Genomic DNA, 25,639 nt, shown 5'->3' with positions numbered 1-25,639 from the left:
CGAGCGGCGAGCGGCCCGGCACGGCGGCTAATCTCGGCGGATGACCAACGAGTGTGAGGATCCGGTCGTCCTCGACTCCGCGGCGGGCCGGTGGCTGCTGGCGGCCGCGGTGATGGGGGCGGGGCTCGGGTTCCTCGACGGGACGGTCGTCAACGTCGCCGTACGCCGGATCGGGTCGGACCTGGACGCCTCCCTCGCCGAGCTGCAGTGGGTGCTCAACGCCTACCTGCTCGCGCTCGCGTCGCTGATCCTGGTCGGCGGTTCGCTCGGCGACCGGCTCGGCCGGAAGCGGGTCTTCACGATCGGGGTGGTCTGGTTCGCCGTCGCCAGCCTCGGCTGCGCGGTCGCGCCGGACGTCCACGTCCTCATCGCGGCCCGGGCCGTCCAAGGCATCGGCGCGGCCCTGGTGACGCCGGGGAGCCTGGCGATGATGCAGGGCTCGTACGTCGGCGAGGACCGCGCCCGCGCCATCGGGATGTGGTCCGGGCTGACCGGCGTCTTCACCGTGATCGGCCCCTTCCTCGGTGGCGGCCTGGTGCAGTCGGTGGGCTGGCGCTATGTCTTCTGGATCAACGTCCCGATCGCCGTCGCGATCGTCGTGATCACGCTCCGCCACGTCCCCGAGAGCCGGGACCCGCAGGCCGCGCGCCGCTTCGACCTGCTCGGGGCGGCCCTCGGCGCGGTCGGCCTCGGCGGCGTCACCTACGCGCTCATCGAGGCCGGCTCCCGGCCCGCCGTGCAGATCGCGGCCGCGGCCGTCATCGGGGTCGTGGGCCTCGGCGCGTTCGTGGCCAGCCAGCGCCGGCGCGACCCGATGGTGCCGCCGTCGCTCTTCACCTCGCGGGTCTTCACGGCCAGCAACCTGCTGACCTTCGTCGTCTACGGCGCCCTCGGCGCGCTCACCTTCCTGCTCGTCCTGCAACTGCAGGTCGTCACCGGCTTCGGCCCGCTGGCGGCGGGGCTCGCGACCCTGCCGATCACCGTCTTCATGCTCGCCCTGTCGGGGCGGTCGGCGGCGCTCGCCTCCCGGATCGGGCCGCGGCTGCAGATGAGCCTGGGCCCGGCCCTGTGCGCCGTGGGGGCGGTCATGCTCGTCGGGGTCGACGGCTCGTCGTCGTACTGGACCGGCGTGCTGCCCGGCATGGTCGTCTTCGCCCTCGGGCTCACCTGCCTGGTCGCGCCGCTCACCGCGACCGTGCTGGCCGCGGCGCCCGACCGCTGGGCGGGCATCGCGAGCGGCGTCAACAACGCGGTCGCCCGGATCGGCAGCCTGCTCGCCGTCGCCGCGTTGCCGGTCGCGGTCGGTCTGTCGGGCGACGACTACGACGACCCCGCCGCGCTCACCGACGGCTATCGCGCCGCCATGCTGATCTGTGCCGCGCTGCTGCTCCTCGGCGGGGCCGCCGGCTGGCTCGGGCTGCGCGGGACACGCGTGCTCCCCGCGGAGCAGGGTCCGGCATGATCGCGGCGTGCTGAGCGTCCCGCGGTCCTGGTCCGACCTGACGCCCGCCTGGATGACGGAGGCGCTGGCCGGCGCGTTCCCCGGCGCCGTCGTCGCTCAGGCGTACGTCGCCGACGTGGCCGTCGGCACCAACGACCGCGCCCACGTGCGGCTGACCTATCGCGCCGGCTCCGGCCCGGCCCGGGTCTTCGTGAAGCGCGAGGGACGCTGGGTCAACCGGGTGGCGCTCTCCGTGCTCGGGGCGCGCGAAGCCGAGGCGCGGCTGGTCGCCCACGGGCCGCTGCCGCTGGAGACGCCGGCCCTCTTCGCGGGCGCCGCCGATGCGCGGCGACTCGCGGCCGTCGTCGTCATGGAGGACGTCACGCTGCGGGGTGCGCGTCCCGGGTCGGCGACCGTCCCGCTCACACCCGCGCAGGTCGCGAGCGGGCTCGGCGGCCTGGCGGCACTCCACGCGCGCCACTGGGACCGCCCGCTGCCGGACACGCTCGGCTTCGTCCGGCCCTGGCGGCTCGGGGCGTCCTGGGCGCCGGTCGCCTGGGCCGGGTTCGTGCATGCCGGGCGGCGGCTGCGCGCGCTCGACCGGCCCGAGCTCATGCCCGCCGACCCGGCGACGATCGAGCGGGGCTTCCGCGGCTGGGCGCGGCTGGCTGCCGCCGGTCCACAGACGCTGCTCCACGGTGACCCGCACCCGGGCAACACCTACGCGCTCCCTGACGGCCGTCTCGGCTTCTACGACTGGCAGCTTGTCCGGTCGGGGTCGTGGGTGCACGACGTCGGCTACTTCCTCGTGTCGGGCCTCACAGTCGCCGACCGGCGCGCCCACGAGCGCGACCTGCTGGGCGGCTATCTGTCCGCGCTGGCCCGCCACGGCGGGACGGCACCGACCTTCGAGGACGCCTGGGCGGCCTATCGTCGTACGCCTGTCTTCGGGCTGGGCAGCTGGCTCCAGACCCTCGCCGGCGGCGGGTTCCAGCCGGTCGAGGTGTGCCTCGCGACGCTCGAGCGGTTCGCGGCGGCGTACCACGATCTCGAGACCGCTGTCGGCTCACCGTCGAGGTGACCGCCCGGAGCAGGCGACACAGGTGCGGGCCGCGGGCCGCACCTCGAGCCGTTCCGCGGGGATCGGTCGTCCGCAGCGCTCGCAGACGCCGTAGGTGGCCGCGTCGAGCCGGGCCAGGGCGGCGTCGACCTCGCGGAGCCGGTCGTGCGTCTCCCGGACGAGCGCGCCGACCTGGGACCGCTCGAACGCGATCGTGGCGCCCTCGGGGTCGTGCTCGTCGTCGGCGTTGGTGTCACGCGACGCCTCGACGAAGCCCTGATAGTCACCCGTCAGCTCGCTGAGCCGGCGCAGCGTCCGCTCCCGCTCGGCGAGCAGGCGGTCCCGCGCAACGGTGGCGTCCATCCCTCCAGTGTGACCTGCCGCCCAGTGCAAGGGTTGTGGCCGCCATGGCGCCTGATCAGCGGTGCAGCCAGTCGGTGATCGTCGTGACCACCGCGTCGGGCCGGCGCGCCCAGCGGACGTGGTCGAGACCGTCCTCGTCGAGGTGGACCCGGGACAGGTCGAGCTCGGGCATGAGCGCGAGAAGGCCGTCGACGGCGGCGGGGACGCCGAGCGTGTCGCCCTCGATGGAGACCGCGAGCGCCGGGAGGCGCAGCCGGCGCATCGGCAGCGTATGGTCGATCGCGGGCCGCCCGAAGCGCATCCGGCCGGTGCGGGCGAAGCGCGCCCAGTCCCGCATCACGCCGCGCGCCTCGCGTCCGGCGAACCTCACGTGCGTGCCGGGGAAGTGCCCCACGACCTGCGCGAGCAGTCCCATGCCCTGGCTGACCGGCAGGAAGCCGGGCCGCCAATGACGCCAGTACGGCGATGACGCCGCGACGAAGATCAGTCCGGCCAGCCGGTCGGGGTGGGTGGCGGCGTAGGCGCTGCCGACCTGGCCGCCGAGACTGTGTCCGAGGAGGTACGCCGGCGCCCCGGGCGCCACCCGCTCGAGCTCGTCGATCGCCGCCGCGACGTCGTCGACCAGGTCGGCGTAGCCGAAGTCGTGGCGCCAGCCGGGCACCGGCCCGCCGGACTCCTCGTGGCCGCGCTGCTCCATGGTCGCGGCCGAGACACCGGCCGCGGCCAGGGCCGCGAGCAGCGGCTGGTAGTAGCCGGCCCGCATGCCCATCGCCGGCACCACGAGCACGACGGGTGCCTCCGGGTCGGCGGCCCGCACGAGCGTCACGGTGGAGCTCGTGCCGTCGGGGCGGGTGAGGGTCAGCGTCTCGGGCAGGTCGGACACGGACGTCAGTCTGCCCGATCGCGCCGCCCGCCGGGCCGGTGCTGTGTGTGACGGACCGACGGCCCTGGTGAGACCGACGCCCGAGTGGTAGACCGACAGATGGAGGTCCTGCCATGTCTTCCACGGGCTATCTCATCTGGTTCCTCGCCCAGGCGGTGGTGACGGTCGCGATCATGGTCGTCTGCATCGCCGGCGCCAACGGCGTGTTCACCAAGGAGACGCGCGCTCGGCGACATCGGCTCGCCGAGGAGCGGCGCGCGGAGCAGGCGCGCGTGTCGGTGCCGCGCCAGCGGAGCGCCTCGCCCGCACCGGCACCCACGCGGAGCGACACACCCCGCTGACCGCGAACAGGGGGTGAACCGGCCGCGCACCCACCGTCGCCCGGTCGCGATCTGACCCAATGGTCAATTACCCCTCCCGCGCGGCCGCGCGGCGTCGTACTGTGCAGGCAGGTGTGAACTCGCGCACGTCACGGAAGGGGCCCGCATGCTCAAGCTCTCCACGGTCTCGGCACCGCACGCGACCGGCCGCCTCGCGAGCCGGCTGAGGCAGCCGATCGTCGATCGCGTCGAGGGGCAGGCGAAGCCGCTGGTGCGCTGGGGCGTCGGTCACGCCGTCCCGCGGATGGTGATGCGCAATGCCGCCCGGCGCGGCGACCTCCAGGGACGGCTGATCGCGACGTCGCCCGGCGCCTATCCCGAGGAGCTGCTCGACCTCTTCGCCGAGGTGCGCGCGAGCGGGCCGGTCGTCAAGGGCGGGTTCAGCTACATGACCGTCTCGCACGCCTTGGTCAAGGAGGTCCTCAACAGCAACGACTTCCGCACCGGCATCGTCGCCGGCAGTGGCATCCTCGGCCGCCTCGGCGCCTGGGCCGCGACCGACGTCTTCAACCCGGTCGAGCCGCCGTCGCTCCTGGTCACCGAGCCGCCCGACCACACCCGCTACCGCAAGCTCGTCACCCGCGTGTTCTCGGTGAAGGCCGTCGAGCGGCTGCGCGGTCGCGTCGAGGAGATCGCCGCCGGGCTGCTCGACGACCTCGCCGCGGAGGGGGCGCGCACCGGCGGGCGGGTCGACCTGGTCGAGCGCTACTGCGGGCTCCTGCCCGTGACCGTGATCTCCGAGATCCTCGGTGTGCCGACCGAGCTGCGCGAGTGGATGCTCGAGCTCGGTGGCGGAGCTGCGTCCAGCCTCGACATGGGGCTGGGCTGGCGTCGCTTCCGTGAGGTCGAGGCGTCGCTCGAGGAGTTCGACGGCTGGCTGACCGACCACCTGGAGCGCCTGCGCACCGAACCCGGCGACGACCTGCTCAGCCAGCTCGTCGCGGCCCGTGAGGACGGGCGCGGCCTCGACCAGCGCGAGCTGCTCGCCACCGCGGGCCTCGTCTTCGCCGCCGGTTTCGAGACGACCGTCAACCTGCTCGGCAACGGCATCGCGCGGCTGCGTGACCATCCCGACCAGTTCGCGTTGCTGCGTGAGCGTCCGGAGCTGTGGCCCAACGCCGTGGACGAGATCCTCCGGGTCGATCCGCCGGTCCTGCTCACCGGGCGGGTCGCCGCCCGCAACACCGAGGTGGCCGGCGTACGCATCGGGGAGGGCGCCATCGTCACCACGGTCCTCGCCGCCGCCAACCGAGATCCCGAGGTCTTCGCCGAGCCGGACGTCTTCGACATCGCCCGCGAGAACGCGCGCGAGCACGTGTCGTTCTCATCGGGTCGCCACTACTGCCTCGGCGCCTCGCTCGCCCGGATGGAGGGCGAGGTCGGCCTGCGCGCGCTCTTCGACCGGTTCCCCGACCTCGCCCTGCTTCCCGGGCGCACGCGGCGGCCGACGCGCATCCTGCGCGGCTACGAGACGCTGCCCGCTTCGCTGGGGCGCGACGCGCGGGCCTGAGGCGCGGGAGTTTCAGCGGCGGCGAGCAGGCGACGGCCGAGCTCGGCGACCGCGTCCCGGAGCTCGGGACCCTCCACGACCGTCATCGGCACGCCCAGTCGGGCGAGCTCCTCGGCATACCACTGCGGGCTGCTCGTCGATCCGCGGAGCCGACAGCGGTCCTCGCCGACCTCCTCCAGGCGGCCCAGCGAGCGTGGGGTGCAGCGTTCCATCCGGTCGTACGGCGCGTGCAGCAGCACCTCGGTGGCGTATCTCCAGCCCTCGGCCAGATGTGCCTCCACGTCGGCGACCGGGTCGACGTCGGGTCGGACGAAGGTCTCGCCGCCGACCGCGACGGCCTCGGCGCGATCGACCCGGAGCACGCGCTTGGCCTCGGAGGTGTGGGACCAGCACAGGAGGTACCACCGGGCGTGGCGGACGACCACCGCCCACGGGTCGACGACCATCACGCGGTGGTGGCCGCTCTCAGTGCGGTAGTCGAGCGTGACCCGGCGGCGCGCGTCGCAGGCCTCGACGAGCGATGTCGTGATGTCGGGGTCCGGGCGGGCGGCGCTGCGGTCGGGAGCCGCGGAGATCGTACGGCGCACCGCCTCGACCGTCCGGGCGAGCGACTCGGGCAGGACCCGGCTGATCTTGCCGACGGCGCTGCCGACCGGCCCGGTGGGATCGGCGATGTCGTGGTGGCCGTCGAGCAGCGCCATCACGAGCGCGAGCGCCTCGGAGGTCGTGAAGATGAGGGGCGTCCGGACGCCCCGGCCGAGCCGGTAGCCGCCGTACGGACCGCGGGTGGCGAGGATCGGCAGCCCGGCGTCGCGCAGAGTGGCGACATAGCGCCGGGCGGCGCGCTCCGACACGCCCAGCCGGTCGCCAAGGCGGTCGGCGGTGATGCCGGGAGTGCCCTGGATGAGCTCCAGCGTGAGCAGCGCCCGGGCGGTCGGGCTCTCGTCGTACGCCATCGTCGTCCACCGCCTTCGCGACCGATCCGGATAGGTCTCGTCCGGAATCGAGCCTAGCGTCGGGACAAGGCGTACATGTGCGCCAACTCGGCAGCCATTCGCGCTGACTCGGCGTCAGACGCCATGTGCCGGCCGCGTTCCGGTCACGCGGTGGCTCTAGGCTGGCCGCGATGCGTCTCCTGCTGATCCGCCACGGCCAGACTCCCCACAACGTTGCCGGCGCGCTCGACACCGCCCGACCCGGCGCCGGGCTCACGGCGCTGGGGGAGGCGCAGGCCGGCGCGATCCCGGCCGCGCTCGCGGACGAGGAGATCACCGCGGTCTATGCCTCGGTCCTCACCCGGACGCAGCTGACCGCCGCGCCGCTCGCCCGTGACCGCGGCCTCGAGGTCCGGGTCGTCGAGGGGCTCGAGGAGATCGCCGCCGGCGACCTCGAGCTGCACACCGAGAAGGCCTCCGTGCAGGCCTACGTGGGGGCGCTGGGCCGATGGGCCCACGGCGAGCTCGACCATCCCATGCCCGGCGGGCCGGACGGACACGCGTTCTTCGCGCGGTACGACGCCGCGATCGCCGACATCCACGCCCGTCACCGTGAGGCGAGCGTCGTGGTCGTGAGCCACGGCGCGGCGATCCGGCTCTGGACGGCGACCCGTGCGGAGAACGTCGGCCCGGAGCACGCCGTCGAGCAGCGGCTCATGAACACCGGCATGGCCGTGCTCGACGGCTCACCGGACGCCGGCTGGCGGCTGCTGCAGTGGCACGAGGAGCCGCTCGGCGGCCTCGACCTCGAAGACCTCTCCGCCCACGACGTTACCGGCGACACCGGCGACGAGGCGGTCGCCGAGGCTGACTGACGGTCGCCGAGGCCGACTGAGGGTCGGCGACGCCGGCGGGACTGGGGTGGCGACCCCAGAGCGGTGGTTTGACCGATCGATCGGTCAAACCACGGTGGCCTTCCGCAGGAGGTCGGCGACGACGCGCCACCGCTCACGTGCCTCGGCGACCAGGAGCGGGGGTTCGGGGATGCACACCGCCTCCCAGAGTCCGACCAGGGAGTCGGCGCACAGCGGGAGGAGCGGGCTGTCGGGCTCCAGGTCGGCGCCGTCGGCTCGCGCTCTGTCCCAGATCAGCTCCTGCTCCTCACGGCGCAGCCTGGCGACCGTGCGGCCGACACCGGGCAGGGTGCGTGCGATCGCGGCGAGGCCGAGCCGCGCCCGCGTCAGGAAGACGTCGTCGATCTTCGATCCGTCCGGGATGAAGCCGTCCCAGCGGTGGTAGGTGATCCGATCCCTCAGCGCCCGCAGGCAGCGGTCACCGAGCCGGTCCGCGGAGAAGGTCAACAGCCGATCCTTCGAACCGAAGTGGTGGAGCAACGTGCCTGGGACGGTGTTCATCTGACCAGCGATCTGGCGCAGGCTCGGCGCGACGAGCCCGTGGTGATGGAGCGCGCGCCCGAGCGCGAGGCTGGTCTCGTCGAGGATGAAGTCGTCGATCGGCATGCGCTCATCGCAGCACGTCGGGACCCGGCGTGCGCGCGGTCATCCACAGGCTCGCGCGTGGGTCCTTCCTCCGCTGCCGCGCGCCTCCGCTGCCGCGCGCCCACGCTGCCGCGCCCGTGACACGGCACCCCCCCGTTTGACCGATCGATCGGTCAAACGCCCGACGACTGTTCCCGACGACTCTGCCCGACGACTCTGCCCGACGAGTGGGCCCGACGCGGGCCCGATATCGGGTAGATCGGTCTGACCCACCCACGCGCACCCATTCACGTGGGACGGTGGAGTCGTGAGCAGGATCGTGATCATCGGCGGCGGCATCGTGGGCCTGGCGACGGCGAAGGCGCTGTCCGAGACGCTGCCCGACGTACCCCTGACCGTGCTGGAGGCCGAGGACCGCGTCGGCGTCCACCAGTCGGGCCACAACAGCAACGTGATCCACAGCGGCCTCTACTATCCGCCGGGCTCGCTCAAGGCCCGGCTGGCGCGGCAGGGGGGTGAGCTGATGATCCGCTACTGCGAGGAGCACGGGCTCCCGGTCGACCGACGGGGCAAGCTCGTCGTCGCCACCGCAACCTCACAGCTGGTGCCGATGGCCGAGCTCGCACGCCGCGGCCGCGCCAACGGGGTGACCCTCCGCGAGATCGGCGAGGAGGAGGTCCGCGAGCTGGAGCCCGACGTCGCCGGCATCGCCGCCCTCGACATCGCCGATACCGCGATCACCGACTTCGCCGCCGTCACGCGGTCCTACGCCGCCGAGCTCGCCGCCCGTGGTGTCGACCTGCGCCTCGGGGCGCGAGTCGCCGCGGTCGACCGTCCGGGCGCGCGCGACGGCGGGCCCGTCGTCGTACGCACCGAACGGGGTGAGGAGCTCGAGGCCACCGTCCTGGTGAACTGCGCGGGGCTCTTCTCCGACCGAGTGGCGCGGATGTGCGGCGTCGACCCGGGCGTGCGGGTGCAGCCGTTCCGCGGCGAGTACAGCGCCCTCGCGCAGCGGGCCGGCACGACCGTCCACCGGCCGGTCTATCCCGTGCCCGACCCCGAGCTGCCGTTCCTCGGCGTCCACCTCACCCCCGGCGTCGACGGCACCGTCCACGTCGGCCCCAACGCGGTCCCGGCGTTCTCCCGCACCGGCTACCGCTGGCGCGACCTCGACGCGAGCACGATCAGTGCCTGGTGGCGCGACCCGGGGATGCGGCGGCTCGCGCGCTCCTACTGGCGCGACGGCGCGCGGGAGGTGGTGCGGTCGCTCAGCAAGCCGATGCTCGTCGCCGACGTACGCCGCCTGCTGCCCCAGGTGCGCAGCCACGATCTGCGGCGGGCGGGTGCCGGCGTACGCGCCCAGGCGGTCGATGACGCCGGTCGTCTCGTCGACGACTTCGTCGTGCGCGCGACCCCGGGGGCTGTGCACGTGCTGAACGCACCCTCCCCCGCAGCGACCTCCAGCCTGCTCATCGGGCGGTACGTCGCCGGCCTGGCGCGCGAGGCGTACGACGGCACCCCCGCCCCCGACGTCGCCGCCGTCGTCTCGGGTTGAATGGCCACGTGGAGGACCTGAGCCCGGAGCAGTTGGCCCGCCTGCGCGAGGCGCAGGCGCACGACCCGACGTCGGTGCGGACGTTCGTGCCGGTCCCGCCCGAGGAGCGGCCGCGTCGGACCCGGCGGACGGCGCGCGTGCTCGTGATCGACGACCGGGAACGGACCCTGCTCTTCGCCGACAGCGACCCGGGCCTGCCGGGCCGACGCTGGTGGATGACGCCCGGCGGCGGGATCGACCCGGGCGAGAGCGACGTGCAGGCCGCCGTGCGCGAGGTGGGTGAGGAGACCGGGCTCCGGGTCGAGCCTGCGCAGCTGCTCGGCCCGGTCCTGGTGCGACGCGTGGTCCACGGCTACACGGACGTGGTCATCGACCAGGAGGACGTCTTCTACGCGTGCTGGGTGCCGGCCTTCGAGGTGTCCGACGCGGGCCACACCGAGGAGGAGAAGCTCACCCTCGCCGAGCACCGCTGGTGGACCCGCGCCGAGCTGGCCGCCGCCGACGAGGAGATCTGGCCGGCCACACTCCTCGAGCTCTGGGCCGACGCCGACGTACGCCGCCACGCGGCCGCCGCCGGTCGGGCCCCGGCGCCCCCGGCCGACGGCGGCACGGTGGAGGAGTCGACCGTCCCAGCCTGACCGCGGCGCCCGACTCACGGAGCCAAACTGTCACGGTGTCACTTTGGCGCTGCGGTGAAAGTTCCGAAGTGTCACTGACGCCGCAAGCTGTCACCGTGACAGTTTGGAAGTCCCACGCGGGCGGCGACTGGCGAGGGGACCGGCTCATCGGCGCCCCGAGATGCCGCAGACCCGCCATCCGGTGGTGGGGACGGCGGGTCGTGCACGGTGGGCCGCTGTCAGCAGCGGCGCGGGAGCGGCAGGCGGGTCAGCAGGTGTGCGTGCCCGGGCGGACGGCCATGACCTTGCCGTTCTTGTTGAGCACGACGGTCCTGGCGGTCTTGCCCTTCGTGCCGACGCAGACGTCGGCCTTGTTGCCCTGGCTGCCGACGACGGTGACCTTGAACGGCTTGTCGGCCTGACCGGCGTGCTTCTTCACCCAGCGCGAAACCTGGGTGAACTTCTTCGGGCCGGTCAGCTGCTTGAGCAGCGAGACGTCGCCGTCCTTGAGCGCAGCCTGGCGGGCGGCGAAGAAGTCGGCGGCCATGGTCGCGGTCGGGTCTGCCGCGGCGTCGTCCCCGGTGGCGCCGTCGCTCTTCGCGCCGTCGCCGGTGTCGATGGTGATGCCGGCGCTCTTGAGGGCGGACTCGAGCTTCTGCTGGTCCTCGGGCGAGAGCTTCTTGACCAGCTCACCGGCCTTCTGCTTCGCGAGGTCGCCGAGCTTGCCGTCGGCGAGGTCGCCGGCCTTGTCCTTCGCCAGGTCGCCGGCCTTGGCGGCGGCGGAGGCCTTGACCTGGTCGGCCTTGCTCTTCGCAGCGCTCTTGACGTCCTCGCTGGAGCAACCCGTCACGGCGGCGGTGACGAACAGGGCACCGACGGCTGCCGAGATCAGTCGTGTGTGTCGCATGTTCACAAACCTTTCGTCATCTCGGCGCCGAGAGGGCGCCGACTGCGATCTGCAGCAGTGACGAAACGGTTGTCCAGACCAGGAGTGACGCCATACGCCGGTGAAAGTGACTCAGGACACAGTCGATGTCAGCCCCTGGCGGCGGCCGAAACCGATGTGCGCGTACGCCGCCTGCGGCTCCACAATCGCCGGTGTGCCGTCGCTCAGCCAGCTGCTCGCGTTCACCGTCGCGTCGATCCTCTTCATCCAGGTGCCGGGGCCGAGCCTGCTCTTCACCATCGGCCGCGCGCTCACGGTGGGACGCCGTGACGCGCTGCTCTCCGTGGTCGGCAACGCTCTCGGCCTGCTCGTCCAGGTGGCCGCGGTCGCCGCCGGTCTGGGCGCGGTCGTGGCAGCCTCGGCCGAGGCGTTCACCGTCCTCAAGCTGGTGGGCGCGGCGTACGTCCTCTACCTCGGCGTCCAGGCGATCCGGCATCGCGCCGATGCGCGGGCGGCGCTCGCGGCGCGGGTCGCCGTCCGTCGTACCTCCGCCTGGGGGTCGGTGCGCACCGGCCTCACTGTCGGGGTCACCAACCCCAAGACGATCGTCTTCTTCGCCGCCTTCCTGCCGCAGTTCGTCGACGACGACGCGGCCGCCGGCCCTCAGCTGCTGCTCCTCGGGCTGCTGTTCGCGGCCTTCGCGGTGTGTTCGGACTCCTGCTGGGCGGTGCTCGCCGGCCGCGCCCGGGACTGGTTCGCCCGCCGGCCCGAGCGGCTCGACACGCTGGGCGCGACCGGCGGCATGATGATGATCGGCCTCGGCGCCACCCTTGCGGTCTCGGGTCACAGCAGCTGATCGCCGACACGACGCCCTATCGGCCGCCTGCTGCGTGTTCCCCCCGAGCGCGGTGCAGCTGCCGCGGGTCGGCTGACTGACGCGTCAGTCAGCCTGGTGGAACAGTCCCGCGACCGCCTCGCGGCACAGCCCGAGCACCTGCCCCAGCGAGCGCAGATGGAGGCGCATCAGCGGAGCACGCCCAGGACGACGATGCCGAGCGCGGTGATGACCGCGACGGCGAGCAGGCCGGTCCCGACGGCCGGACGTACGCCGCTGCGGTGCTGCGGTTTCGCGCCGATCCGGGCGGTGGACGAGCCGGGCTGGGTCGAGCCGGGCTGGGTCGAACCGGGCTGGGTCGGTCCCGACTGGGTCGAACCGGGCTGCGTTGAACCGGGTTGCGTCGAACCGGGTTGGGTCGACCGGTGACGGGCGAGCTTCGCGGCCATGGGGACTCCTTCCGTCCGGCCGCGGCTGCGGCCGTCGAGGGAGGAGACGCGGTGCCCGCAGGGCTATGACGCCAAACGTCAGCCCTCCTGACCGACCGCGATGTCGACCATCCAGTCGATCCCGAAGGGGTCGGTGAGCATGCCGAACTCGTCGCCCCACGCCTGCGGTGCCAACGGCATCGCGACCGTGCCGGCGTCGGAGAGCTTGTCCCAATAGCCCTTCAGGGCGTCGGCGTCGTCGCCGGACAGGCTGATCATGATCCGGCTGGTGGCCGGCATCTCCTCGCCGGAGGGGGAGTCGGCGCCCATCAGGACGAGGCCGGCGGGCGTGGTGAGCTGGCCGTGCATGATCCGATCGGGATCGGCACCTGCGCCGCCGCCCTGGCCCATGGAGCCGTAGGTGTTGAGGGTGAGGTCGCCGCCGAACACGCCCTGGTAGAACTCGAACGCCTCGCGGGCGTTGCCGCCGAAGGAGAGGTAGGGATTGAGGATGTGCGTCATGCTCCGACGCTAGCGCCCCCGACGCGGCGGCTACAGTCACCGCTCGTGACCACCTCGACGACGACCCGACGCGTGGCGACGACCGACGGCCTGGAGCTGGCGGTGACGGAGTACGCCGGCCCGCAGGACGCCCCGATGATCGTCTGCGTCCACGGCTATCCCGACAACCAGTCGGTCTGGGCGCCGGTCGCCACCCGGCTGTCCCGACGCTTCCGGGTCGTGACGTACGACGTCCGCGGGTGCGGCGACTCCGACGCCCCGGCCGATCGCCGCGGCTACCGCATCCCGCAGCTCAACGCCGACCTCGCGGCCGTCATGGACGCGGTGAGCCCGGACCGTTCCGTCCACCTGCTCGCCCACGACTGGGGCTCGATCCAGACCTGGGCCGCCGTCAGCGGCAACATCCCGGCGGCGCGCATCGCGTCGTACACCTCGATCTCCGGGCCCGACCTCGACCAGGCCGGCGTCTGGCTGCGCGGGCTCGCGACGCATGGTCTCGCGGGTGCGCGGAAACGGCTGAAGCAGCTCGCCGAGTCCTACTACGTCTTCCTCTTCCAGGCGCCGGGGCTGCCGGAGGCCGCGTGGCGCAGCGGCCTCCTCGAGAAGCTGCTGGCGCGCGAGGTGCGCGGCGTGGAGTCGGTGCCGGAGCGTCGGGAGCGCGACACCATCAACGGGATCGAGCTCTACCGCGCCAACATCCTCGGCCGTCTCGGGCGGCCCACGCCGCGGCGCGTCACGGTCCCGGTGCAGGTCATCGCGCCCACCCGCGACGTCTACGTGTCGCCGGCGATGGCAACCGAGGCCCCGGTCCCCTATGTCGACGACCTGACCGTCGTCGAGGTCGACGCGCGCCATTGGGTGGTGCTCCGGCAGCCCGACCGCATCGCCGAGCTCGTCGCCGGCTTCGTCACGGCGCATGGCGGGGAGCGCGGCGGGGTGACCGGCGCATGAGGGCGGTCGTCTGCCACCAGGGCACGCTCAGCGTCGAGGACGTCCCGGCCCCGGCGGCCGGGCCCGGGCAACTGCTCCTCGACGTCGCGCGCTGCGGGATCTGCGGCTCCGACCTGCACGCGCGCCACCATGCCGACGAGCTCTCCGACGTGGTGGCCGAGGTGGGCTACACCACCGCGATGCGCCCCGGCCACCGCGTCGTCCTCGGCCACGAGATCGTGGGCCGGGTGGCGTCGTACGGTCCCGACACCCGCCGCCGCTGGAAGCCGGGCGCCCTCGTCGTCGCCCTGCCCGTGGTCCGGACCGGCGGTGAGGTCCACCTGGTCGGCTTCGACACCGCAGCGCCGGGTGGTCTGGCCGAGCAGACCGTCGTCCAGGAGGCGTTCACGTTCCCCGTCCCGGACGGCACCCCGGTCGACCGGGCGGCGTTCACCGAGCCGTTGGCGGTCGCCTGGCATGCCGTACGCCGTGGCGCGGTCGGCCGCAACCAGCCGGCGATCGTCGTCGGCTGCGGGCCGATCGGGCTGGCCGTGATCCTCATGCTCAAGGCCTCCGGGGTCCGGCAGGTGATCGCCTCCGACCTGTCGGCCGGCCGGCGGGCGCTGGCCCGCGCGTGCGGTGCCGACGTGGTCGTCGACCCCCGCGAGCGGCAGCCGTTCGCGGCGTACGACCAGAAGGGGCCGGTGCGCACGCTGCCGGACTACCTCGGCTTCGGCATCGACACGATGAGCAGGCTGCGCCGGGTGCCGCTGCTGCCCTGGGAGCGGCTGATGCGGGTCGCCGACACCCTCGGTGCGACGCCCAGCGGCCCGGTGGTCTTCGAGTGCGTCGGCGTCCCCGGCATGATCGAGCAGATCGCCGGCGCCGCGCCGCTGCACACCCGCGTCGTCGTGGTTGGCGTGTGCATGGAGGCCGACCGCTTCCGGCCCGCGATGGGGATCCACAAGGAGCTCGACCTGCGGTTCGTGTTCGGCTATGACCCCGCCGAGTTCGCCCACGTGCTCGGCCTCATCGCCGCCGGGAAGGTCGACCCGTCGCCGCTGCACACCGGCACGGTCGGCCTCGACGGCGTCGCGGGCGCCTTCGACGCGCTCGGCGACCCGGAGAAGCACGCCAAGATCCTCGTCGACCCGGGGAGCGCCGCCACCCTCTGAGGGCTCATCTCGCTCACCTCGGTCCGCGGGCCACCGTCAGAGGTACATGCCGCCAGACTCGCCGTGCCTCTCCTCGCCGGCGGCCTGCGGATGACCGTGACCGTGCGGCGCCGGGGGCTGCGGGCCGTCGGGGGCAAGCTGCACGCCGGGCGGGAGACCGCGGCGGATCTGCTCGAACTGGGCACGAGCGGCGACCTGCTGGGCATAGATCGCCGTCTGGATGCCGTGGAAGAGGCCCTCGAGCCAGCCGACCAGCTGCGCCTGCGCGATGCGCAGCTCGCCCTCGGAGGGGGTGTGGTCCTCGGTGAACGGCAGCGAGAGCCGCTCGAGCTCCTCGACGAGCTCGGGCGCGAGACCGGACTCGAGCTCCTTGATGGAGGCCTGGTGGATCTCACGGAGCCGGTTGCGCGACGCCTCGTCGAGCGGCGCGGCCTTCACCTCCTCGAGGAGCTGGCGGATCATCGAGCCGATCCGCATGACCTTCGCCGGCTGCTCGACCAGCTCGGTGAGGTCGCGCTCCTCGTTCCCGTCGCCCTCCGGCTCGGGTGCCGGGGCGGCGATCGGCTGTCCGTCGGGCCCGATCACCAGGATCTGGCCGGGCTGAGGCTGCTGCTCCGTCATGAGGGCAACCTTAGCCAGCGGCTCATCCGGCGGTGCTGAGGAGGATCTTGCCGCTGTGGTCGCCCGACTCCATCAGCCGGTGGGCGTCGGCGGCCCGCTCGAGGGGAAGTACGTCGTGGACGACCGCCCGCACGTCACCGGCCGCGACGAGCGGCCAGACGTTCTCGACGACCGAGCGGCAGATCGCCGCCTTGCCCTCGACCGGCCGGCCGCGCAGGTTGGTGGCGATGACGGCGGCGCGCTTGCGGAGCAGCGCGTTGAGGTCGAGCTCGGCCTTGGTGCCGCCCTGGAGCCCGATGACGACGAGGCGGCCCTCGGTGGCGAGCGCGGTGACGTTGCGGGCGAGGTATTTCGCGCCCATGTTGTCGAGGATGACGTCGACACCGCGGCCGCCGGTCTGGTCGGCGACGACCTCGACGAAGTCCTCCTCGTGGTAGTCGATGACCACGTCAGCGCCCAGCTCGGCGCAGAATGCGCGCTTCTCCGGCGTCCCAGCGGTGGTGAAGACCCGCGACCCGAGCGCATGGGCCAGCTGGATCGCCATCGTGCCGATGCCGCCGGCACCGCCGTGGACGAGCAGCGCCTCCGAGGGCTGCAGGGCGCCGATCATGAACACGTTGGACCACACGGTGCAGGCCACCTCGGGGAGCGCCGCGGCACTCACCAGGTCGACGCCGTCCGGCACCGGCATGACCTGACCGGCCGGGACGGCCACCTTCTCGGCGTACCCACCACCGGCGAGGAGCGCGCAGACCTCGTCGCCGATCTTCCAGCCGTCCACCCCGTCGCCGAGCGCGGCGACCGTGCCGCTGCACTCCATGCCGATGATCTCGGAGGCGCCCGGCGGCGGCGGGTAGAACCCCTGCCGCTGCAGCAGGTCGGCACGGTTGAGCCCGGCGGCCGCGACCTCGACCAGAAGCTCGCCGGGGCCGGGCACAGGGTCAGGCACCTCGGTGACGGTGAGGACCTCGGGTCCTCCGGGCTGGGCAGCGGTGACGGCGCGCATGCCCCCAGCCTAGGGAGGTGCCGGGAGGGCCGTCAGTCGACCTCTGCGTCCTCGAGATCCTCCTCGAAGTCGTGGACCACGTCGTCGGGGACCGGATCCGCCTCGCTCTCACCGTCGTCGTCGGACGCGCGCGGCTCGGGAACCGTGGCGGGCCGGTCCCAGCCCTCCGCGAGGGTCTGCACCCGCGCGGCGAGGCGCTCGATCCCGTCCGGGTCGAGCTCACCGGCACCGGCGGCGAAGCCCAGGAGGTACGCCGTCACGGGGGCCGCGGGCCGCTGCACGTTGTCGGCCACGGTCTTGGTCAGGTCGAGGACCAGCCCTTCGTCGATCTCCGCGTCGACGTCGAGCGTGTCGCACACTTCATCGATCCAGTCGTGCAGGTTCACTCACCCAATGTCGCGCAGATCGCGCCATGTGTCGATGTCCCGGTGCTCGTCGGCGACCGCGGCCACCGAGACCAGTGTCAGGGGCTCGAGGAGCGCACGCAGCGCCATGCCGTGCTGCGCCTCGAGGTCGGGACGGACCTCCTGCAGCCGGTCGGTGGCGAGGACCAGCGCGAGCTGTCGGCGTCCGTCCGGTCCGACCAGGGCCGCTCCGTCCGCGGCGTGGGCCGGGTCGCGGGCCGCGTCGAGGAGCCGCCGCAGCGTGTGCGGCGTGAGGCGGGGCATGTCGACGGCCAGCACGGCGACGTACGCCGTCGGCCGGAGGAGGGCGTCGAGCCCGGTGAGCGCGGCGGCGACCGGGCCGCCGTGACGGGGGCTCTCGCGGGTGAAGGTCACCGGCCGCTCGGTCGGGACCGGGTCACCGACCACGACCACCTCGCTGGCGTCGATGACGGCGTCGAGGCTCCAGGCGAGCAGGGTCCGTCCGTGCACCTCGACGCTCGCCTTGTCGGCACCATCGAGCCGGACGGCTCGGCCGCCGGCGAGGACGATCGCGTTCCACGGCTCCCACACGCTCGCCATCGTGCCAGCGGCCGCCCGCCGAGGGGAGCCCCCGTGGCACGCTGGGAGCATGACCTGGGACACGTTGCGGATGGGACTGGTGCAGCACGCCTCCTCCCTCGAGCCGGCCGACAACCGGGCGCTGCTCGACGCGCTGGCGCCGACCGACACCGACCTGGTGGTGTTCCCCGAGGCGTTCGCCCGCGACTTCGGCAAGGCGGGCTCGGACGTCTCCGCGTTCGCCGAGCCGCTCGACGGTCCCTTCGCGACCGAGGTCGGGCGGGTCGCCAAGGAGCGTGGCACCACCGTGGTGGCCGGGATGTTCGAGACGTCCGACGACCCCGAGCGGCCCTACAACACCGTGGTCGCGCGGGGCGGCGCGGAGGCGTCGTACCGCAAGATCCATCTCTACGACTCCTTCGGCTACCGCGAGTCCGACGCCCTCACGGGCGGTCCGCTGGAGCCGGTGGTGGTCACGGTGCCGACCGTCGCCGGCGACGACGTCCCGGTGGGGCTGATGACCTGCTACGACTTGCGCTTCCCCGAGCTCGCGCGCCGGCTGGTCGACGCGGGGGCGGAGATCCTGCTCGTCCCCGCCGCGTGGGTGGCCGGGCCGCGGAAGGTGGACCACTGGCGCACCCTGCTGCGCGCGCGGGCGATCGAGAACACCGTGTACGTCGCCGCGGCGGCGCAGTCCACGCCGCGCTACTGCGGCCACTCGCTGGTCGCCGATCCGCTCGGCGACGTGCTCGTTGAGGGCGGCGACGCCGACGAGGTGCTGACCGTGACGATCGACCGGGCGCGGCTGGAGAAGGCGCGCAGCGTCAACCCGTCGCTGGCCAACCGGCGCCTGTAGCCTTGGGCGCCATGACCCGAGCCGCTCCCCGCCGTCGCGCGGACACCCAGCGGCGCGGTCGTCGGGTCGCCGAGCGCGTCCCGGCCTACGTCGACCCCAGCTCGCCCGACGCCGTCGGGGCCACCCCGGGCGGGGCGGACGCAGGCCGTGCGGCCGAGCAGCCCGCCGGCGACCGTCGTGACGCGCGGCGCGATGCGCGCCGCTACGCCCACGCCCGCCCGACGTCGCGGCCGACGCCCGACCGCGAGGCGAGCGGTGACGAGACAGTCGCCCCGGCGGCGGCAGCGTCGCCGGCATCGCAGGAGCACTGCGAGGCCGCAGCCTCCGCCTCCGCGTCCGTCATGCCGCGTCGTACGCCTCGGATGGGGCGGCTCGGCGTGGTCGGCTTCGTGACGCTGTGGCTCACGGCCCTGGCGCTCGGTCTGCTGGCCCTCGCGGCGTCCGCCCTCGACGTCGGGCCCGACGCCGTCGGTGGCATCGGCGCGGTGATCGTCTCGACGGCGTACACCTGGGCGCTCGCGGCCCGCACCGGCGGACGTCCGGTGATCTTCTCGGCGCTCACGCTCGCCGTTGGCGCGGCGGTGCTGGCTCTCGACCAGGACGAGCTGAGGACCGGCGCCGCGGTCCTCACCGCGGCCGTGGCGGCCGTGCTCGGCGTGATGCTCACGGTCCCGGCACGCCGCTTCCCGCAGGTCGTGCGCGAGACGGTGGTCGCCGTCGTCATCGCGGGCATCGGGACGTTCGCGGCGCTCGGCTACCGGCCCGTCGTGGACGTCGCGCGCTTCCAGTACGCCGTCCTCGCCTGCGCCATGGTCTGTGCGTTCTTCCTCGTCTACCGGCTCGGCGCCGGTCTCCACGGACTCGGCCGGCGCGGCATGCTCGTCGTCGTGGTCGGCGGCGTGATGCTCGCGGTCACGCTGCTCTACGCCGAGCTGATCCGTCGCTACGGCACACCCGGCCTCGTCGGCTCCGTCCACGACGGGGTGGTGTGGTGCCGCGACCACCTCGGTGGCTATCCGCGGCCGATCGAGGCGCTGCTCGGCATTCCCTCGCTCGCCTGGGGCACCCACATGCGGGCGCGGCGGCGACAGGGCTGGTGGGTCTGCGCGTTCGGGGTCGGGGTCACTGCTCCCGTCGCCAGCACGCTCCTCAACGCCGACATCGGGATCCTGGAGTCGCTCGTGTCGGTCGGCTACAGCCTCGTCGTGGGACTCGTCATCGGGTTCGTGGTCATCCGCGTCGACCTGGCGTTCACCGGATACCCTTCGCGCGGCGACGCGCATCGCCCCGTCGGGCGCCGGGCCGCGCGGGAGGCCGAGGACGCCTCCGCCGTACGCCCGGAGCCGGGGCGCGCCCGCGCGCTCCTCTGACCGAGCGGTCACCTCACCGGCACAGGTGCTCGAGAACGTCCTGCCGGACGGCCCGTTGAGCGTGGGCCGGGCGCCGGGCTCAGCGGCGCGGGCGGCCTATGCCAGTCGGCAGGACCGGCCACGGCGGCTCCACCGCGCGGTGAATCGGCTTACCGCTCGGTAGGGCATACGTTCGGCCCATGGCCCGCAACTCGCTCATCACTGTCACCGCTGAGATGGTCGCCAACGTCATGAGCGTGGCGGTCTCTCCCGGGGACGCCGTCGCCGTGGGCGACACCGTGGTGCTGCTCGAGTCGATGAAGATGGAGATCCCGGTGCTCGTCGAGGAGCCCGGCACCGTCTCCGCGGTCAAGGTTGCGCCGGGCGACGTCGTCCAGGAGGGCGACGTGCTCATCGAGATCACCCGCTGAGCGCACGCTGCCGCGTCTGCGGCGCTCGCTGGCACTCGCTGGCAGCCGCCGGACCCGGCCACGCCCCTCTTCTTCGCGCGCTCGTTCCTCGCGCGCTTCAGCAGCCGCCAGGCCCGGCCACGCCCCCTCTGCGGCGCTCGCTGGCGCTCGCTGGCAGCCGCCAGGCCCGGCCACGCCCCCTCTGCGGCGCTCGCTGGCGCTCGCTGGCAGAGGGGGCGGGATTCGAACCCGCGGTAGGTCTCCCTACGACCGCTTTCAAGGCGGTTCCGATCGGCCACTCCGGCACCCCTCCGAGGCCGGTCGCGACCGGCCACGGCCCCGAGTCTAGGGCGCAGGCTCCCCGCGCCGCCGACCCGGTCGCTGCGCGGGCGCGCCCGGTCGGTCCGCCGCGTCAGTCCTCGCCACCGAGCTCGAGCTCCACGTCGTCGTACGCCAGATCGTTGAGGTGTTGGAGGTGGTGGTTGAGGTCGGTGACGAGTCGCCGCAGCTCGAGCCGCAGCCGGTCCATGTCGGGGCGGTCGAGGACGTCGCTGCCGAGCGAGACCACGCGGCTGACGAGGGTGTGCCGCTCCCGCAGGGCGGTGCCGGTCCGGGCGGCGAGCCAGGTGTTGTCGATGCCGGCGTCCTCGATGACGAGCGCCTCGCGTACGCCGGTGAGCCGCTGCCGCACCGACCAACGCCAGTTGCCGACCGGCGTCCCCGGCCGTGGCGGCGCGATCGCCTGCTCCAGCGCGCGCAGCGCGTCGGTCATCGCAGTAGTGACCCCCGTCATGGGTCGAGTGTGACCCAGGTCACGGTCCCGGACAAGGGTGCCGACCTTGCACGGAGACGGCGATGCGGCACCTCTCCGCCGGGTCGGGGAGAATGGCGCCGTGTCAGCTCAGGGCAGTACCGACCTCACGCACTACCACCTCGCCGGCCCCATCGCGGCGCGCTTCCTCGGGGTCTCCGTGGTGGCGCTGGCCGTGCTCGTCTTCGTCGCGACGGCGGTCGTCGGTCTGGCCGGCCTCGACTTCGGCTGGCTGCTCCTGGCCGCGGTGGTGGGCCTCGTCGCCGTCCTGAGCTTCGGCTGGTGGCTGCGCACCAAGGCGTACGTCGTCCGGGCCACGCCCCAGGGCTACTCGGTGCGCCTCGTGCGCGGCGCCGGCGTCCGCGAGGCGCGGTGGAGCGACGTCGCGGAGGTGGCGACGACCACGGCCCACGGTTCGCCATGCCTGATCCTCCGCCTCAAGGATGGCGGGACGACCACCATCCCGGTCGCGATCCTGGCGATCGACCGGGAGGAGTTCGTCAATGAGGTCAAGGCCAGGCTCAGCGCGAGCGTCCGCGCCGCCGGCGGTGGAGGCCGTCGCCGTGGGTGACGGGTCGCGGCGAGCTCGGGGCGTCCGGGGCGTTTCGGGCTCAGATTCGTCGTTGCAGCCGAATCCCTTGTAACCTGTCGGGGCTGTCGGGGAGGCGTCGCCTAGTCAGGTCTATGGCGCCCGCCTGCTAAGCGGGTTTGGGGCTACAACCCCATCGAGGGTTCAAATCCCTCCGCCTCCGCCAGAGGCTCCCGACGAAGTCGGGAGAGCCGCCTGAGGCCCGGGGAACCGGGACCGAGGGCGGCTTTCGCCGTTTCAGGATGCCCGACGTCGTCGAGTACTCGCGTGAGAGGGCAGACACCTCAACGGAGGAATGATTCCCAACCGTTTGTCCGGGTGACAACCGATAATGAGGTCGTGACGTTCCTTGAGCCGCGCCCGGTGTCGCCCCGACCCGTCGTCGCGGTGACTCTCTTCGCGCTGGCGCTGCTCCCCGGTTGGCTGACCTCCGGATTCGCTGTTTCAGGGTTGTGTTTCAATCTCTTCGATCCGGTGCAGCGGGCGACGATCACGCCCACCGGGATCGTGCTGCTGACCCTGATCTCCATGGCGGGCCTGGCACCGTTCGCGGCGGCCGCGCGCGTTCTGCGGCGCGGTCACCGACGCGGCGATGCGTGGACTACGACGCTGCTGGCGGGCGCGGAATGGGCTGCCGGAACCGGCGTGATCGCGTTCATCGCGGTCATGTTCATGGGCGGTGGCCTATAGACGCCGGGTGCCAAACTCCAGCCCTGCAGGACCCGCCGACCGTGACCGAGTGGCCGCACATGACCCGCACATACCCGCCCGAAACGCCAGCCCAGGAGGCCGTCGCCGAGGTCATCCTCCGTGCACCGATCTACATCCGCGTCGGCGGCTGCGCACTCGGCATCGTCGGGCTGATCTTCGCGCTCTCCGGTGTGCCCGACGTCGCCGGCGACCCCGACGCGTCCGTGCTGATGATCCTCTTCGGCGCGCTCGTCGCTTTCCTCGGGCTCTCGCTGCCCCTCTCCGTGGTCCGCGTTGACTCGACCCGGCTCATCTACTGGTACGGGCTCCGGCGCCGGACCCTGCCCGCCGACCAGATCGACGACATCCGCCTCGGCCCAGGGTCCGGCGCCTTCTACAACCGGATCACGCTGCACGTTATCCACGGCAGCAAGAGGCTCAAACTGCTCGGTGTACAAGGCCCCGACACCACCCGCACTCGCGAGCGTCTGGCCCGCACCACAGAGGCCATGCTGCACGCCCTCGAAGGTGCGCGGTGACCGACCAGGAACGCGCCAGGATCACCGGCAGCATCAAGATGACCCGCCCATCCGCCGATACAGCCCCCAGCAATCAACCGCCATCGCGAGAACCAACCCATGACATCCTGCAGTCACGACCGCTGCGGCTGCGCCCGTTCAAGTCCGACAGGATCTCGCGATTGAGCCTCTCCGAACTCGCGGTTGACTTAGGCTCTTGATATGACGCGCCGCTGGTTCTTCTCGCAGTCGATCGCTTGGATCGGCCTCGTGACGGTTGTGAGTTCGCTGCTGTGGGCGATGGCGCCTCCCTCGGTCATTCCTCCGGCTCCTCTGTGGGTTGAGGACTATGTCTCGCCGCTTCTGCAGGCGGCGCTCCTCGGCCTGATCGCAACCGGCCTCATCCGTCGAACCATCCCGCGTGTCGTCGGTTGGACAGCGCTAGCGTTCATCGCAGGCGCGCTGGCGCTGCAGGCGCTCTTCTTTGCCTTCACCCTGTTCGTGACGTTCCCGGCGAACTTCTGAGCGGTGCGCGAAGAAGGCCGGGTGGGGAGCGGCCCCAGAACGCGTAGCGTCACCCGCTCGTCGACCAGGGCCACGCTGCTGGCTCGGTTGAGGGACGGTAGCCCAGCCCTCATGATCAACCCGACCCCGCCTCGTCTGACTGAAAGGCATGAAGCCACTGTGGAGCGAGTCTTGTTCGATGAGGTCGTGGACACCGACTACGGGCAGTTCGACCTGGGTTGGGGCGACGGCTATGGGTTCGATGGAGACTTCGATCGGTTCTTCGCCGGACAGATCAACGGACTCGTCGGCGCTGGCATGAAAGCGGGTCTCTACCTCAACCTTGCCCGTCGTTCGGGCGGCTCGCATGTCCGCGTCGTGTCCAGCGACTCCGAGCCCACTCTCGACGCGGAGTGGGAGGACGTTGTTGAGGTCTCGGTGACCATCCCCGCCGGTGCAGCATCATCGTGGTCCACATGGTCAGGGGAGGAGAGCGGCGCGCTTGCCCTCCAACCGGGCACGTACCGCGTGCGCGTGAGCGCACGCGGGCGAGACGCGGGGCGTGCGGGAGAGTTCGACGAGGGCGTCGTCGACTTCTATCTAGTCGAGTTCTGGCCCGCCCCTGTCCAGCCGGACGCGGTCGTCAGGACGGGTAGCGATGATGCGGCCTACTGGCACCGCGAAGTCGGCGGACGCCGCTGACCCGACGCGAACAGTCGCGTCTAACCTGCGGAAACGGCTCTCGGCGAGGAACGGGGTTCAAGGACCGTGCCGAACCACCGCTGACCTGCTGCGACGCGGGCGCGGACAAGCGCGGCCCGGTCTGCGAGTGGTCGCCTCCCACAGGGAGGGCACCCTTTTTTGCCTGGATGTGCAAGGACCCCAGCCCTGCACCTTTGTGCAATGCAAAATGATGAGCCCGCATCCGCCTAGGGGATCGCTGCCGTTGGCAGGCACACTTTGAGGGCCCGGCCCCTCTGCCGGCCGGGATTCCCGAGACAACAAGGACACATCATGAAGATCGTTCGCAGGATCGCCCTCGCGCTTGCGGCCTCGGCAACCGTGGGCATCAGCGTCATGGGGATCTCGGCCCCTGCCCACGCTGACACAACGTGGGGCCGCAACGCGGTCGGCCAGTTCATCGGGCGCTGACGTCGCGCTGGGATCGTCGGCGGACCGGGGAGCCTCGGGCCCCGGTCCGCCGTCTATTTTCTGTCGCTGACCTCTGGCGTCAGGCCTGCTCGGCGTCACCCGAGCCGGTGATCCCCAGTCGACCGATCATGTAGCCGAGCTGGAAGCGGGTCTCGGCCTCGAACTCGTCCTTCAGATCCGCGACGTAGCCCGCGTAGGTGCGCGGGCTGACCCCCAGGCGCTTGGCGGCGGCGGGGTCGGAATGCCCCTCGATGAGCATGCGCATCGTCATGGCGCGCTGCTCGGCGGCGATGTCCTTGAGTACGGACGCGTCGCTGCTGGTGAACGGCCGGGCACGCTCCCAGGAGCGCTCGAAGACGTCGACCAGATAGGCCACGACGGTCGGCTCCCGGATCGCCAGCGCGGCGTCGAAGGTGTCGGGTGCGGGGATGAGGGCGATGCGCCGGTCGAAGACGAGCATCCGGTTGAAGAACTCGTCGAGGGTGCGGACCTCCGCGCCGAGTCGGGTTACGGCGGCGACGTACTCCCGCGTCACGGAACTGCGCCGCGCGGCGTGTTGGTAGAGGGTGCGCATCGTCGCCCCACGCCCCAGCAGTGCGCTCTCGCGCTGGATCGCGAGGGCGAGGCCGTCCGTGTCACGCCCGGTCTGCGGCTGCGCGGTGAGGACCTCGACCTCGCACTCCGCGACGAGCCCTTCGATGAAAGGGCTGATGTGGTCCCCGTGGACATAGGTGAACGGACCCCGGCCGCTCGCCTCGGGGGCGCGGCGCCAGATTTGCGTGACGGACGCGAAGTCGTGTGCCCACTGCGACGACTCCTCGAGCAGCCGGGCGCCCTGCACGCTCAACGGCGAGACGATCCGTGACTGCACGCTGGCCGGGTCCTCCGCGGTCCAATGGCCGGGTTGCTCCTCCGAGCTCCGCTGCAGCAGGCCGAGCCGGACCAGCAGGGCGAAGGCGGCCGCCCACGGGCCGTCCGGCGCGATGCGGGGATCGTCCCCAGCGATGCCCCCGGCACTGACGACGGCCTCGTAGAGCGCCATCCCGGCGTCCTCGAAGAGCGCACGGTCGTCGGGCCCCAGGCTGTTCACGCGCCCCCACCTCCACTCGAACCGGTGGTCGTCATCGTTCCACAGCGATCGCGTCCGCGCCGAGAGGTGCGGCGACTCCG

At 72.6% G+C, this 25,639-nt stretch carries 32 protein-coding genes and 2 tRNA genes; 20 read left to right on the top strand and 14 right to left on the bottom strand.

What is annotated here, in order from left to right; genetic code table 11:
• The first annotated feature begins 40 nt into the window (after positions 1–40).
• Positions 41–1,462 carry an MFS transporter gene (locus AB3X52_RS01015; protein ID WP_367990836.1) on the top strand — a complete coding sequence of 474 codons (1,422 nt, stop codon included), beginning with the start codon at positions 41–43 and terminating at the stop codon, positions 1,460–1,462.
• Between the two features lie 7 nt (positions 1,463–1,469).
• The gene (locus AB3X52_RS01010) at positions 1,470–2,522 is read left to right on the top strand and encodes a phosphotransferase (protein ID WP_367990835.1); all 1,053 of its coding nucleotides are present in this window, start codon (positions 1,470–1,472) and stop codon (positions 2,520–2,522) included.
• On the opposite strand, the gene AB3X52_RS01005 is transcribed toward AB3X52_RS01010, so the two are convergent.
• Entirely contained in the window at positions 2,508–2,864 is a 357-nt protein-coding gene (locus AB3X52_RS01005) for a TraR/DksA family transcriptional regulator (RefSeq protein WP_367990834.1), read from the bottom strand. The two genes, AB3X52_RS01010 and AB3X52_RS01005, sit on opposite strands and share 15 nt — an antisense overlap.
• Before the next feature lie 55 nt (positions 2,865–2,919).
• Positions 2,920–3,747 carry an alpha/beta hydrolase family protein gene (locus tag AB3X52_RS01000; protein WP_367990833.1) on the bottom strand — a complete coding sequence of 276 codons (828 nt, stop codon included), beginning with the start codon at positions 3,745–3,747 and terminating at the stop codon, positions 2,920–2,922.
• 113 nt (positions 3,748–3,860) lie between these two features.
• Here AB3X52_RS01000 and AB3X52_RS00995 point away from each other — a divergent pair, with 113 nt between their 5' ends.
• Both AB3X52_RS00995 and AB3X52_RS00990 read left to right on the top strand, forming a co-directional pair.
• On the top strand, positions 3,861–4,088 hold the full coding sequence (locus AB3X52_RS00995) for a hypothetical protein (protein WP_367990832.1): 228 nt from the start codon (positions 3,861–3,863) through the stop codon (positions 4,086–4,088).
• Positions 4,089–4,233: 145 nt separating this feature from the next.
• Positions 4,234–5,637, top strand: coding sequence for a cytochrome P450 (locus tag AB3X52_RS00990; protein ID WP_367990831.1), 1,404 nt, complete (start codon positions 4,234–4,236; stop codon positions 5,635–5,637).
• Here AB3X52_RS00990 and AB3X52_RS00985 read toward each other — a convergent pair.
• Complete coding sequence (locus AB3X52_RS00985) at positions 5,592–6,593, bottom strand: helix-turn-helix transcriptional regulator (RefSeq protein WP_367990830.1); 1,002 nt, start codon at positions 6,591–6,593, stop codon at positions 5,592–5,594. The two genes, AB3X52_RS00990 and AB3X52_RS00985, sit on opposite strands and share 46 nt — an antisense overlap.
• A gap of 170 nt (positions 6,594–6,763) precedes the next feature.
• Between AB3X52_RS00985 and AB3X52_RS00980 the strand changes: the two genes are divergently transcribed.
• Positions 6,764–7,447: a histidine phosphatase family protein gene (locus AB3X52_RS00980; protein ID WP_367990829.1), complete on the top strand. Its 684-nt coding sequence runs from the start codon at positions 6,764–6,766 to the stop codon at positions 7,445–7,447.
• 84 nt (positions 7,448–7,531) lie between these two features.
• On the opposite strand, the gene AB3X52_RS00975 is transcribed toward AB3X52_RS00980, so the two are convergent.
• The gene (locus tag AB3X52_RS00975) at positions 7,532–8,092 is read right to left on the bottom strand and encodes a TetR/AcrR family transcriptional regulator (protein ID WP_367990828.1); all 561 of its coding nucleotides are present in this window, start codon (positions 8,090–8,092) and stop codon (positions 7,532–7,534) included.
• A gap of 286 nt (positions 8,093–8,378) precedes the next feature.
• Between AB3X52_RS00975 and lhgO the strand changes: the two genes are divergently transcribed.
• Together lhgO and AB3X52_RS00965 are read left to right on the top strand one after the other, a co-directional pair.
• Positions 8,379–9,626 (top strand): L-2-hydroxyglutarate oxidase, encoded by a 1,248-nt coding sequence (gene lhgO, locus AB3X52_RS00970; RefSeq protein WP_367990827.1) that lies wholly within the window; start codon positions 8,379–8,381, stop codon positions 9,624–9,626.
• Between the two features lie 8 nt (positions 9,627–9,634).
• The gene (locus AB3X52_RS00965) at positions 9,635–10,264 is read left to right on the top strand and encodes an NUDIX hydrolase (RefSeq protein WP_367990826.1); all 630 of its coding nucleotides are present in this window, start codon (positions 9,635–9,637) and stop codon (positions 10,262–10,264) included.
• Between the two features lie 247 nt (positions 10,265–10,511).
• Here AB3X52_RS00965 and AB3X52_RS00960 read toward each other — a convergent pair whose 3' ends face one another.
• Entirely contained in the window at positions 10,512–11,150 is a 639-nt protein-coding gene (locus tag AB3X52_RS00960; protein ID WP_367990825.1) for a hypothetical protein, read from the bottom strand.
• A 193-nt stretch (positions 11,151–11,343) separates the two neighbouring features.
• Here AB3X52_RS00960 and AB3X52_RS00955 point away from each other — a divergent pair, with 193 nt between their 5' ends.
• Positions 11,344–11,985, top strand: coding sequence for a LysE family translocator (locus AB3X52_RS00955; RefSeq protein ID WP_367990824.1), 642 nt, complete (start codon positions 11,344–11,346; stop codon positions 11,983–11,985).
• A gap of 167 nt (positions 11,986–12,152) precedes the next feature.
• Here AB3X52_RS00955 and AB3X52_RS00950 read toward each other — a convergent pair whose 3' ends face one another.
• Together AB3X52_RS00950 and AB3X52_RS00945 are read right to left on the bottom strand one after the other, a co-directional pair.
• Entirely contained in the window at positions 12,153–12,413 is a 261-nt protein-coding gene (locus tag AB3X52_RS00950; protein ID WP_367990823.1) for a hypothetical protein, read from the bottom strand.
• 78 nt (positions 12,414–12,491) lie between these two features.
• A complete protein-coding gene (locus AB3X52_RS00945; RefSeq protein WP_367990822.1) occupies positions 12,492–12,914 on the bottom strand; it encodes a VOC family protein in 423 nt (140 codons plus the stop codon).
• A gap of 45 nt (positions 12,915–12,959) precedes the next feature.
• Between AB3X52_RS00945 and AB3X52_RS00940 the strand changes: the two genes are divergently transcribed.
• Together AB3X52_RS00940 and AB3X52_RS00935 are read left to right on the top strand one after the other, a co-directional pair.
• Entirely contained in the window at positions 12,960–13,865 is a 906-nt protein-coding gene (locus AB3X52_RS00940) for an alpha/beta fold hydrolase (protein WP_367990821.1), read from the top strand.
• On the top strand, positions 13,862–15,019 hold the full coding sequence (locus AB3X52_RS00935) for a zinc-binding dehydrogenase (protein WP_367990820.1): 1,158 nt from the start codon (positions 13,862–13,864) through the stop codon (positions 15,017–15,019). Before AB3X52_RS00940 ends, AB3X52_RS00935 begins: the two co-directional genes overlap by 4 nt.
• Positions 15,020–15,055: 36 nt before the next feature.
• Here the strand turns inward: AB3X52_RS00935 and AB3X52_RS00930 are convergent, their stop codons facing one another.
• The 4 genes from AB3X52_RS00930 to mobA are packed head-to-tail and all read right to left on the bottom strand — an operon-like array spanning position 15,056 to position 17,611.
• Positions 15,056–15,640, bottom strand: coding sequence for a bacterial proteasome activator family protein (locus AB3X52_RS00930; protein ID WP_367990819.1), 585 nt, complete (start codon positions 15,638–15,640; stop codon positions 15,056–15,058).
• A gap of 22 nt (positions 15,641–15,662) precedes the next feature.
• Positions 15,663–16,646, bottom strand: a complete 984-nt coding sequence (locus AB3X52_RS00925; protein ID WP_367990818.1) for an NAD(P)H-quinone oxidoreductase — start codon at positions 16,644–16,646, stop codon at positions 15,663–15,665.
• 32 nt (positions 16,647–16,678) lie between these two features.
• Positions 16,679–17,032 (bottom strand): DUF6457 domain-containing protein, encoded by a 354-nt coding sequence (locus AB3X52_RS00920; protein WP_367990817.1) that lies wholly within the window; start codon positions 17,030–17,032, stop codon positions 16,679–16,681.
• Positions 17,033–17,611: a molybdenum cofactor guanylyltransferase gene (gene mobA, locus AB3X52_RS00915; RefSeq protein ID WP_367990816.1), complete on the bottom strand. Its 579-nt coding sequence runs from the start codon at positions 17,609–17,611 to the stop codon at positions 17,033–17,035.
• Positions 17,612–17,660: 49 nt separating this feature from the next.
• On the opposite strand from mobA, the gene AB3X52_RS00910 reads away from it, so the two are divergent.
• From AB3X52_RS00910 to AB3X52_RS00900, 3 genes are all read left to right on the top strand, one after another.
• Positions 17,661–18,446: a carbon-nitrogen hydrolase family protein gene (locus tag AB3X52_RS00910; protein WP_367990815.1), complete on the top strand. Its 786-nt coding sequence runs from the start codon at positions 17,661–17,663 to the stop codon at positions 18,444–18,446.
• Between the two features lie 11 nt (positions 18,447–18,457).
• A complete protein-coding gene (locus AB3X52_RS00905; protein ID WP_367990814.1) occupies positions 18,458–19,816 on the top strand; it encodes a hypothetical protein in 1,359 nt (452 codons plus the stop codon).
• Between the two features lie 179 nt (positions 19,817–19,995).
• Positions 19,996–20,226, top strand: a complete 231-nt coding sequence (locus AB3X52_RS00900; protein WP_367990813.1) for a biotin/lipoyl-binding carrier protein — start codon at positions 19,996–19,998, stop codon at positions 20,224–20,226.
• Positions 20,227–20,430: 204 nt separating this feature from the next.
• On the opposite strand, the gene AB3X52_RS00895 is transcribed toward AB3X52_RS00900, so the two are convergent.
• Together AB3X52_RS00895 and AB3X52_RS00890 are read right to left on the bottom strand one after the other, a co-directional pair.
• Positions 20,431–20,518: transfer RNA gene (locus tag AB3X52_RS00895), tRNA-Ser, on the bottom strand.
• Between the two features lie 99 nt (positions 20,519–20,617).
• The gene (locus tag AB3X52_RS00890) at positions 20,618–20,998 is read right to left on the bottom strand and encodes a hypothetical protein (protein WP_367990812.1); all 381 of its coding nucleotides are present in this window, start codon (positions 20,996–20,998) and stop codon (positions 20,618–20,620) included.
• Positions 20,999–21,098: 100 nt separating this feature from the next.
• Between AB3X52_RS00890 and AB3X52_RS00885 the strand changes: the two genes are divergently transcribed.
• The 7 genes from AB3X52_RS00885 (at position 21,099) to AB3X52_RS00855 (ending at position 24,469) form a co-directional block, all read left to right on the top strand.
• Positions 21,099–21,587 carry a hypothetical protein gene (locus tag AB3X52_RS00885; protein WP_367990811.1) on the top strand — a complete coding sequence of 163 codons (489 nt, stop codon included), beginning with the start codon at positions 21,099–21,101 and terminating at the stop codon, positions 21,585–21,587.
• Positions 21,588–21,677: 90 nt separating this feature from the next.
• Positions 21,678–21,771 (top strand) — tRNA-Ser (locus AB3X52_RS00880).
• 173 nt (positions 21,772–21,944) lie between these two features.
• Positions 21,945–22,295, top strand: coding sequence for a hypothetical protein (locus tag AB3X52_RS00875; RefSeq protein ID WP_367990810.1), 351 nt, complete (start codon positions 21,945–21,947; stop codon positions 22,293–22,295).
• 59 nt (positions 22,296–22,354) lie between these two features.
• A complete protein-coding gene (locus AB3X52_RS00870; protein WP_367990809.1) occupies positions 22,355–22,834 on the top strand; it encodes a hypothetical protein in 480 nt (159 codons plus the stop codon).
• Positions 22,835–23,035: 201 nt separating this feature from the next.
• The gene (locus AB3X52_RS00865) at positions 23,036–23,338 is read left to right on the top strand and encodes a hypothetical protein (RefSeq protein ID WP_367990808.1); all 303 of its coding nucleotides are present in this window, start codon (positions 23,036–23,038) and stop codon (positions 23,336–23,338) included.
• A gap of 111 nt (positions 23,339–23,449) precedes the next feature.
• Positions 23,450–24,019 (top strand): hypothetical protein, encoded by a 570-nt coding sequence (locus tag AB3X52_RS00860; RefSeq protein WP_367990807.1) that lies wholly within the window; start codon positions 23,450–23,452, stop codon positions 24,017–24,019.
• 312 nt (positions 24,020–24,331) lie between these two features.
• Entirely contained in the window at positions 24,332–24,469 is a 138-nt protein-coding gene (locus AB3X52_RS00855; protein WP_367990806.1) for a hypothetical protein, read from the top strand.
• Between the two features lie 79 nt (positions 24,470–24,548).
• On the opposite strand, the gene AB3X52_RS00850 is transcribed toward AB3X52_RS00855, so the two are convergent.
• Positions 24,549–25,559, bottom strand: a complete 1,011-nt coding sequence (locus AB3X52_RS00850; protein WP_367990805.1) for a LuxR family transcriptional regulator — start codon at positions 25,557–25,559, stop codon at positions 24,549–24,551.
• Positions 25,560–25,639 lie beyond the last annotated feature (80 nt).

Source organism: Nocardioides eburneus (assembly GCF_040838215.1).
Taxonomy (GTDB): Bacteria; Actinomycetota; Actinomycetes; order Propionibacteriales; family Nocardioidaceae; genus Nocardioides; species Nocardioides eburneus.
Note: the sequence above shows the minus strand (reverse complement) of the source record. Positions and strands in the feature narration are given on the sequence as shown.

Bases quoted from the DNA above. Each gene is read 5' to 3' on its own strand.
- AB3X52_RS00975 (WP_367990828.1), bottom strand. From the start codon at position 8,092: ATGCCGATCGACGACTTCATCCTCGACGAGACCAGCCTCGCGCTCGGG.
- AB3X52_RS00860 (WP_367990807.1), top strand. From the start codon at position 23,450: ATGATCAACCCGACCCCGCCTCGTCTGACTGAAAGGCATGAAGCCACT.
- mobA (WP_367990816.1), bottom strand. From the start codon at position 17,611: ATGGCGAGCGTGTGGGAGCCGTGGAACGCGATCGTCCTCGCCGGCGGC.
- AB3X52_RS00985 (WP_367990830.1), bottom strand. From the start codon at position 6,593: ATGGCGTACGACGAGAGCCCGACCGCCCGGGCGCTGCTCACGCTGGAG.
- AB3X52_RS00995 (WP_367990832.1), top strand. From the start codon at position 3,861: ATGTCTTCCACGGGCTATCTCATCTGGTTCCTCGCCCAGGCGGTGGTG.
- AB3X52_RS00935 (WP_367990820.1), top strand. From the start codon at position 13,862: ATGAGGGCGGTCGTCTGCCACCAGGGCACGCTCAGCGTCGAGGACGTC.
- AB3X52_RS00910 (WP_367990815.1), top strand. From the start codon at position 17,661: ATGACCTGGGACACGTTGCGGATGGGACTGGTGCAGCACGCCTCCTCC.
- AB3X52_RS01015 (WP_367990836.1), top strand. From the start codon at position 41: ATGACCAACGAGTGTGAGGATCCGGTCGTCCTCGACTCCGCGGCGGGC.
- AB3X52_RS00890 (WP_367990812.1), bottom strand. From the start codon at position 20,998: ATGACGGGGGTCACTACTGCGATGACCGACGCGCTGCGCGCGCTGGAG.
- AB3X52_RS00855 (WP_367990806.1), top strand. From the start codon at position 24,332: ATGAAGATCGTTCGCAGGATCGCCCTCGCGCTTGCGGCCTCGGCAACC.
- AB3X52_RS00905 (WP_367990814.1), top strand. From the start codon at position 18,458: ATGACCCGAGCCGCTCCCCGCCGTCGCGCGGACACCCAGCGGCGCGGT.
- AB3X52_RS00930 (WP_367990819.1), bottom strand. From the start codon at position 15,640: ATGACGGAGCAGCAGCCTCAGCCCGGCCAGATCCTGGTGATCGGGCCC.
- AB3X52_RS00900 (WP_367990813.1), top strand. From the start codon at position 19,996: ATGGCCCGCAACTCGCTCATCACTGTCACCGCTGAGATGGTCGCCAAC.
- AB3X52_RS00945 (WP_367990822.1), bottom strand. From the start codon at position 12,914: ATGACGCACATCCTCAATCCCTACCTCTCCTTCGGCGGCAACGCCCGC.
- AB3X52_RS00925 (WP_367990818.1), bottom strand. From the start codon at position 16,646: ATGCGCGCCGTCACCGCTGCCCAGCCCGGAGGACCCGAGGTCCTCACC.
- AB3X52_RS00960 (WP_367990825.1), bottom strand. From the start codon at position 11,150: ATGCGACACACACGACTGATCTCGGCAGCCGTCGGTGCCCTGTTCGTC.
- AB3X52_RS01005 (WP_367990834.1), bottom strand. From the start codon at position 2,864: ATGGACGCCACCGTTGCGCGGGACCGCCTGCTCGCCGAGCGGGAGCGG.
- AB3X52_RS00980 (WP_367990829.1), top strand. From the start codon at position 6,764: ATGCGTCTCCTGCTGATCCGCCACGGCCAGACTCCCCACAACGTTGCC.
- AB3X52_RS00870 (WP_367990809.1), top strand. From the start codon at position 22,355: ATGACCCGCACATACCCGCCCGAAACGCCAGCCCAGGAGGCCGTCGCC.
- AB3X52_RS00865 (WP_367990808.1), top strand. From the start codon at position 23,036: ATGACGCGCCGCTGGTTCTTCTCGCAGTCGATCGCTTGGATCGGCCTC.
- AB3X52_RS00990 (WP_367990831.1), top strand. From the start codon at position 4,234: ATGCTCAAGCTCTCCACGGTCTCGGCACCGCACGCGACCGGCCGCCTC.
- AB3X52_RS00950 (WP_367990823.1), bottom strand. From the start codon at position 12,413: ATGGCCGCGAAGCTCGCCCGTCACCGGTCGACCCAACCCGGTTCGACG.